8 protein-coding genes are annotated in these 7,229 nt (G+C 31.1%); all 8 read right to left on the bottom strand.

The genetic code is table 11. The features are described from left to right. Positions 1-52: 52 nt before the first annotated feature. The 8 genes from IAI56_RS05240 to IAI56_RS05205 all read right to left on the bottom strand — a co-directional run bounded on the left by IAI56_RS05240 (position 53) and on the right by IAI56_RS05205 (position 7,200). Positions 53-712: a response regulator transcription factor gene (locus IAI56_RS05240; RefSeq protein ID WP_187656872.1), complete on the bottom strand. Its 660-nt coding sequence runs from the start codon at positions 710-712 to the stop codon at positions 53-55. 2 nt (positions 713-714) lie between these two features. Further along, positions 715-1,488 carry a sensor histidine kinase gene (locus tag IAI56_RS05235; RefSeq protein WP_187656870.1) on the bottom strand — a complete coding sequence of 258 codons (774 nt, stop codon included), beginning with the start codon at positions 1,486-1,488 and terminating at the stop codon, positions 715-717. Next, positions 1,472-2,116 carry a hypothetical protein gene (locus IAI56_RS05230; RefSeq protein WP_187656869.1) on the bottom strand — a complete coding sequence of 215 codons (645 nt, stop codon included), beginning with the start codon at positions 2,114-2,116 and terminating at the stop codon, positions 1,472-1,474. Before IAI56_RS05230 ends, IAI56_RS05235 begins: the two co-directional genes overlap by 17 nt. Next, positions 2,113-2,430: a hypothetical protein gene (locus IAI56_RS05225; protein ID WP_187656868.1), complete on the bottom strand. Its 318-nt coding sequence runs from the start codon at positions 2,428-2,430 to the stop codon at positions 2,113-2,115. Before IAI56_RS05225 ends, IAI56_RS05230 begins: the two co-directional genes overlap by 4 nt. Positions 2,431-2,522: 92 nt before the next feature. Further along, on the bottom strand, positions 2,523-4,064 hold the full coding sequence (dnaB, locus tag IAI56_RS05220; protein ID WP_187656867.1) for a replicative DNA helicase: 1,542 nt from the start codon (positions 4,062-4,064) through the stop codon (positions 2,523-2,525). A gap of 140 nt (positions 4,065-4,204) precedes the next feature. Next, on the bottom strand, positions 4,205-5,158 hold the full coding sequence (locus IAI56_RS05215; RefSeq protein WP_187656866.1) for an acetyl-CoA carboxylase carboxyltransferase subunit alpha: 954 nt from the start codon (positions 5,156-5,158) through the stop codon (positions 4,205-4,207). Between the two features lie 85 nt (positions 5,159-5,243). After that, positions 5,244-6,134, bottom strand: a complete 891-nt coding sequence (locus IAI56_RS05210; RefSeq protein WP_187656865.1) for a DMT family transporter — start codon at positions 6,132-6,134, stop codon at positions 5,244-5,246. Further along, on the bottom strand, positions 6,121-7,200 hold the full coding sequence (locus tag IAI56_RS05205; protein WP_187656864.1) for an LptF/LptG family permease: 1,080 nt from the start codon (positions 7,198-7,200) through the stop codon (positions 6,121-6,123). Before IAI56_RS05205 ends, IAI56_RS05210 begins: the two co-directional genes overlap by 14 nt. Positions 7,201-7,229: the final 29 nt, after the last annotated feature.

Here is a 7,229-nt window from a genome sequence, read left to right as displayed (position 1 = left end):
GTTTTTATAGATAGATTTTGTGAGGACAGTTTAATTTACTTGTCCTCACTTTTTATAATATTACAATTTTATTTTGTATTGCAAATAATACTAATCCTGCAATATTTTGTGAATTTGTTTTAAAAAGTAGACTATTCCTATGAGTATCTACAGTTCGTGGACTTATAAATAGTTGTTCTGCTATTTCAGTAGAATTGAACTGTTGACAAATAAGTTCAAGGACTTCTCTTTCTCTTGATGTCAATTCGACTTTTTCAAAAAAATCACTCCTATTTTCAATTGGAAACTTAAATTCTGACAAAATTTTAATTACTTGTTCATTGTAATAAAAAGCCTTTTTATAAACTTCATTTATAGTAAAAATCATTTCTTTTGGTGAAGCATTTTTAACTAAAAATGATGCTGCACCAATTTCTATCATATTAGCAATAAATGATTTAGTATTATAACTCGTTAAAGCAATTATTTTAATATTGGGAAATTGTTGTGTAATCAATTTTGTAGCTTCTACTCCATTTAGCAAAGGCATTTTTAAATCCATCAATATAATATCTGGACGATTGGAGTTGGTTGTTAAAAAATCAATCAACTGATTTCCATTGGCAGCTTCAAATATAACTTCGAAATTCTGTTCGCGTTGCAAGAGAAAGTAAATTCCTTTTCTAAATAATTCTTCATCATCTGCAAGCGCAATTTTTATTTTGTCACTCATCATTAAAAAATAATTTCAATTTTAAATCCTTGATTTATATTGGTTTCTATAGAAAATTTACCTTGTATAACACCAATTCTACTTTCAATATTAATTAAACCCATTCCTTTAGTATGATTAGAACGCTCAAATCCAACGCCATTATCTTCGTAAAGAAATTGCTTTTTTTCGTTTAAATGATGAAAAGAAATTTGCACCTTACTAGCATTGGCGTACTTTAAAGTATTATTAAATAATTCTTGTAAAATTCTAAAAATCGAAAGCTGAATTTCGTTACTTAATTGACTAAAATCAATTGTATTTTGAAAATAAATTTGAAATTTTCCTGTAGATTTTGTTTCTTCTATTAATTCTTCAATTCCAGCTTCCAATCCAAATTTTTCAAAAACAGGCGGAAATAAATCGTGTGCAATTCGTCTTGAGCTTTCGAGTACTTTTGAAGTTAAATCGGCTATATTTTCGGTAATTTCAGCAATTTCATTTGACGAAAGATTTGGAGTTTTTAGTAAATGACTATTCAAAGAAACGACATTTAACTTAGAACTAATTTCATCATGTAAATCACGTGCAATTCGTTCACGTTCGTTTTCTTGAGTTGTTATCATCGCTTCTATCATTTCTTTTTGATGCTGAATTTCGAGATTTTTTTTATCAACTTCGTGTTTGATAATTTTTTTTCTGGAATAATAGAAAAACAATATCAAAACAAAAGCCATTGCCATGAAAGCCAAAAAAGTATACGTAAAAACTCTAATAATTTCAGTTTCTGTTTTCATGTCTTTTTGTTTTTAATAAATCTTTAAGTATAAACAACTGATATATAACATACAGAAAAATGTTTAAAAACCATGTATATACTCCTGCTACATCTTCTATTGCAATCATAATCAATTCATAGGATAAAAAAAGAAATGTACTGCCATAAAGATAAATAAGTAATCCTACAGTTGTATAATAAAAATAGTGCTCTTTATTTAGTAAATTATATAGGTGAAAAGCAGCATATATCACAACAGGTAATGATGTTACGAAAATTTCAAGCAGATTAAGTGAAAAAAAAAGTTCAGGTTTCCAAGCATAATTAATACTTAACACAAGTAATGTTATAATAGATACTATTTTTACCACTTTTTTTTGAAAAGGAACATCCAACAATGTATAGTAAAAATAACTGAGTATTAGAAATTGAAAAATAAAATAAAAATGTGACAAAAAAAGATTATTCATTTTTAAAGTAAACATAACCTTAGATGTCATTTGAATAAATAACATCAAAAGGTTATAAACAAAAAATATTTTAACTGATTTTGTCTTTTTGCAAATATTTTTACCTAACAGTACGCAGTTAACAAATAACAAGATATATCCAATATCAGCAAAAATCTCAGAAACTATTTTTATCATTTCAAATTGAAAAGAGGACTTTTGATATCACATTTGTCAGGACAAGGCTGTGTAAAATCATAAATTTCATAACCTTTTTGAGAATCAATCATGTCATCTCTATTAGAGTCAACTCCAACGAGCATTAATTTTTGCAAACCACTTTCGGGATCAATCCCTACATATGCTCTGATATCAACAGTTCCGTTTTCGCTTAGCAGCTGTTTAAAATCAATTCCAGGAATAAGATAAGCAATTACAGAGTCAGGATTTTTTTCTCTGTAAACTTGTGCCCAGTTTTGAGCTTGCTCTAAAGAAATAACATTTTTTGCCATAATTTGTGTATAGTTTTTTTAAATAGCTAAAATTAGCACAAAATATAGTATTACCTATGAATTAAGTAAAAAATAAGTGTTTTTACGTAGGATTAAAAAGGCACATCGCTATCGTCATCGGAATTTATATTACTTCCAAATGCCTCATTAGCAGAAGGTAAATTTTTAGTCATAAATGGATTATCGTCTGCATTCATTCTAGATGGTAAATCGTCATACATACTTCCAAATTCATCGAGATTGTCAAATTTTCCAAGATTTCCAATGAATTTCAGTCGGATATTTTCTAGCGAACCATTTCTGTGCTTTGCAATAATAAATTCGGCTTGACCTTCGGTTGGAGAATGTTCATCGTCATCCCATTCGTCAATTTTATAATATTCTGGACGATAAATAAAAGAAACAATATCGGCATCTTGCTCAATTGCTCCCGATTCACGAAGGTCTGAAAGCAATGGTCTTTTACTTGAGCCACGTGTTTCCACTGCACGCGACAACTGTGATAAAGCAATAACTGGAACTTCTAGTTCTTTTGCCAATGCTTTTAAATTTCGGGAAATGGTTGAAATTTCTTGTTCACGATTTCCGCCACCTTTTCCGCCACCGCCAGCAGTCATTAATTGAAGATAATCAACAATAATCATCTTAATTCCATGTTGTGAGGACAAACGACGCGCTTTTGCTCTTAAGTCAAAAATGGATAATGAAGGCGTATCATCAATATATAATGGTGCTTTTTCTAAATCCTTTACTTTGGTAGAAAGCTGTTCCCATTCGTGTTTTTCTAATTTTCCGGTACGAAGTTTTTCAGAAGACAAACCTGTTTCCGAAGAAATCAAACGTGTAATCAACTGAACCGAAGACATTTCCAGAGAAAATAATGCTACTGGATGACCAAAATCTATTGCCATATTTCGAGCCATTGAAAGGACAAACGCCGTTTTACCCATACCTGGACGAGCAGCAATAATAATTAAATCGGAAGGTTGCCAACCCGAAGTTACTTTGTCAAGTTTATCAAAACCGGTGGCAATTCCTGATAAACCCTCTTTATTTGCTATTTCTTCAATTCTTTTTTTGGCTTGAATAACCAAACTTTGCGCCGTTTCTGAGCTTCGCTTGATATTTCCTTGTGTTACTTCATAAAGTTTCGATTCGGCTTTGTCTAATAAATCAAAAACGTCAGTCGATTCATCATAAGATTCTTCTATAATTTCGGATGATATTTTTATTAAACTACGCTGAATGAATTTTTGCAGAATAATTCTCGAATGAAACTCAATATGAGCCGACGAAGATATTTTTTGCGTTAGCTGAATTAAATAAAAATCGCCTCCAGCCAATTCTAATTTTCCGTTCTTTTTTAACTGAGCCGAAACGGTTAATAAGTCAATAGGTTGCGAATCTGTGAATAACTGAAAAATAGCTTCAAAAATATGTTTGTGACCTTCTTTGTAAAAAGCATCAGGTTGCAAAATATCGATAACCTCATCAACTCCTTTTTTATCAATCATCATTGCGCCAAGCACAGCTTCTTCTAGGTCGAGAGCTTGTGGCGGTAATTTACCTTTTTCGAGATTTATGATAGTAGTTTTATCTACTTTTATTGGGTTAATATTTTTGAGATTTTCCATGAAGCGAAAGTAATTATTTTATAAAAAAAAACAGGATTGAGTTATTCAAAAATGATGTTTATAAGTTTCATTTTTTTGTTAATAACCATAAAAAAACCGCCTCGTTATTGGCGAGACGGTTTACAATATTTTATAAGATTTTACTCCTTGTATTCGCCCATTTTACTGTATTTGTCCATTCTTTGCGCTACTAATTCTTCTGTTGATAAATCTTTTAGTTCGTTAAACGCTTTCATGATGTATTGCTCAACTGTTTTGAAGGTTGTCACTTTGTCATAATGTGCACCGCCAAGTGGTTCTGGAATTATATCATCAACTAATTTTAGTTTTTTCATATCGGCAGAAGTCAGTTTTAATGCTTCGGCAGCTTGTTCTTTATATTCCCAACTTTTCCAAAGAATAGACGAACACGATTCTGGAGAAATTACAGAATACCAAGTATTTTCCATCATTAAAACTCTATCGCCAACTCCAATTCCTAATGCACCGCCAGAAGCACCTTCTCCAATGATAACGCAAATTACTGGTACTTTTAAACGACACATTTCAAGAATATTTCTAGCTATGGCTTCGCCTTGTCCTCGCTCTTCGGCTTCTAAACCAGGATAAGCTCCTGGTGTATCGATTAAAGTTACGACAGGAATATTGAATTTTTCTGCCATTTTCATTAATCGAAGTGCTTTTCTGTAACCTTCTGGATTTGCCATACCAAAATTACGCAATTGACGCATTTTTGTATTAATTCCTTTTTGTTGACCAATAAGCATAAACGATTGACCATCGATTTGACCTAAACCGCCAACCATTGCTTTATCATCTTTGAAATTTCTATCGCCAAAAAGCTCTAAAAAGGTACCTTTAGTTAGGTTTTCAATATGTTCTAAAGTATATGGTCTGTTTGGATGACGAGATAATTGCACTCGTTGCCAAGCCGTTAGGTTTTTGTATATTTTCTTTTTGGTTTCTTCTAGTTTCTTCTCGATTTGTTTGCAAGTAGCAGTAACATCAACGTTTGATTCTGAACCAATAATTTGACATTTGTCGAGTTGATCTTCCAATTCTTTGATAGGAAGTTCAAAATCTAAGTATTCCATGAGTTGTAGTTTTGTTTAATCGAATAGCAAATATAAAATATTCTATTGTGATACAAGTAAATTTTGACAGATTAGTTGAAAAAAATCAAGAAGATTGAACCGATTTTTTTCGGCTTTTAATTATAACATTCAGTAATACAGTAAATAAGATTATCAGAGCACCAATATAAAATTCAAAACTCATTTGTTCTTTTTCTTTGAAAATAAGCACGGCTAAAATTATTCCATAAATAGGTTCTAAATTGATGGTCAACATGACTGTATATGGACTTAAAAATTTCATTACAGCTGTTGATGCAATAAAGGCATAAGCAGTACAAACTGAACTTAAAATCAATAAATAGACAAAATCTTTAGTAGTAAGTTGGAAAAAATCGGCATTGAAACTATTCCCAAAAAGTAATAAAATTGAGAAGAAGAAAACACCGCCAGATAATTCATAAAAGGAAATAACTGTTGCGTCGTGTTCTTTAACAAATTTGCTATTGATGACTGCAAAAAGTGCTGATAGAAAAGCAGAAATCAAAGCGAGAATTATTCCTTCCCAATAATTTCCTTCGACATTAAAAATGATGTATAATCCACAAATTACAAGAATACCAAGGAAAACTTCATACCAAACAATTTTTTTTCCGTACAAAATAGGTTCCAACAATGATGCAAAAAATGCGCCAGTTGATAAACAGGCTAACGTAACAGAAACATTGGAAACTTTGATAGCTTTAAAGAAAGTAAACCAATGCAAAGCAATGATTAATCCGGAGAAAATAAATTGTAAAAATGCTTTTTTGGAAACCCGCAATGGAAGCTTTTTGAAATAGATAAAAACAGCTATAAATCCAACGGCAAAAAGCATTCTGAACCAAACTAAAGGCAATGCATCCAAGGAAATCAATGCACCAAGAATGGCGGTAAATCCCCAAATGAATACTATCAAATGAAGATGTAAATAGCTTTTTGTATTATCGCTTAGCATTTCTTAAAAGGAAAATTGCTAAAACTCCAAAAAGAATATTTGGTGTCCAAACGGCTAATAATGGTGGTGCCGTTGAAGCTTCGGCAAGAACTCCGAATACTTTGTCTAAAAATACAAAACCAAAGGCAAGAATGATTCCGATAGCTAAGTTCATTCCCATTCCGCCGCGACGTTTCATAGACGAAACAGAAACTGCAATAATCGTTAAAATAAATGCCGAAACCGGAATGCTGTATTTTTTATACAAAACCACCAAATAGGTATTGATGTTAGACGAACCACGTTCTCTTTCTTTCTCAATAAATTTGTTCAACTCGTTTAATGGTAGCGTTTCTGCGATGTAAACTACTGGCGTTAAATCGTCTAAATCAAAAGTAAAAACAGTATCTTTCTTTTCGCCTTTTTCTATGATATCGTTTAATATTCCAACTTTTCTTTTGGTGTAATTAAAAATGGTATAAGTAGAGTCTTTTGGATTGAATTTAATTCGTGAAGCGCTTAATTTGTACTTTAATTTATCGCCTTCAAATTTTTCCATAGAAAAGTTAAAAGCCATTTTAGATACATCATTAAAACTGCTTACATAAATGTATTCGTCTTTGCTGATTTGTCTAAAAACATTGGAGTCGTCTTTAACACTTGCACTATTGTTATTGAGATATTTATACCTAAAACTCTTGAAACCAGCTGCTGCACTTGGCATCAAAAAGACATTCATAACCAATGCAAAAACCGAAACCATCGTGGCTCCAATTAAATAAGGTCGTAAAAATCGGGTGAATGAAATTCCGGAACTTAAAATAGCTATAATCTCGGTATTGTTAGCCAATTTTGAGGTGAACCAAATAACCGATAAGAACAAAAATATCGGAAATAATAAATTGGCAAAATAAATGGTAAAGTCTAAATAATACTTTGCTACTTCAACAAAAGGGACTTTATTGGCTAAAATTTTATTGATTTTTTCAGATACATCGATAATAATTCCAATAGGAATAAACATCAATAACATTACTATAAATGTTACTAAGTAGCGTTTTAAAATGTATTTATCAATTATTTTCATCCTCAATTTAGAGTTTAGAATTTAGAATT

The sequence above is a fragment of the Flavobacterium macrobrachii genome (genome assembly GCF_014486675.1).
Taxonomy (GTDB): domain Bacteria; phylum Bacteroidota; class Bacteroidia; order Flavobacteriales; family Flavobacteriaceae; genus Flavobacterium; species Flavobacterium macrobrachii.
The sequence above is the reverse complement of the archived record's forward strand: the minus strand, read 5'-3'. Positions and strand labels throughout refer to the sequence as shown.

Excerpts from the sequence above, each read along its gene's own strand:
- IAI56_RS05235 (WP_187656870.1), bottom strand. The coding sequence starts at position 1,488 with ATGAAAACAGAAACTGAAATTATTAGAGTTTTTACGTATACTTTTTTG.
- IAI56_RS05210 (WP_187656865.1), bottom strand. The coding sequence starts at position 6,134 with ATGCTAAGCGATAATACAAAAAGCTATTTACATCTTCATTTGATAGTA.
- dnaB (WP_187656867.1), bottom strand. The coding sequence starts at position 4,064 with ATGGAAAATCTCAAAAATATTAACCCAATAAAAGTAGATAAAACTACT.
- IAI56_RS05215 (WP_187656866.1), bottom strand. The coding sequence starts at position 5,158 with ATGGAATACTTAGATTTTGAACTTCCTATCAAAGAATTGGAAGATCAA.
- IAI56_RS05225 (WP_187656868.1), bottom strand. The coding sequence starts at position 2,430 with ATGGCAAAAAATGTTATTTCTTTAGAGCAAGCTCAAAACTGGGCACAA.
- IAI56_RS05230 (WP_187656869.1), bottom strand. The coding sequence starts at position 2,116 with ATGATAAAAATAGTTTCTGAGATTTTTGCTGATATTGGATATATCTTG.
- IAI56_RS05205 (WP_187656864.1), bottom strand. The coding sequence starts at position 7,200 with ATGAAAATAATTGATAAATACATTTTAAAACGCTACTTAGTAACATTT.
- IAI56_RS05240 (WP_187656872.1), bottom strand. The coding sequence starts at position 712 with ATGAGTGACAAAATAAAAATTGCGCTTGCAGATGATGAAGAATTATTT.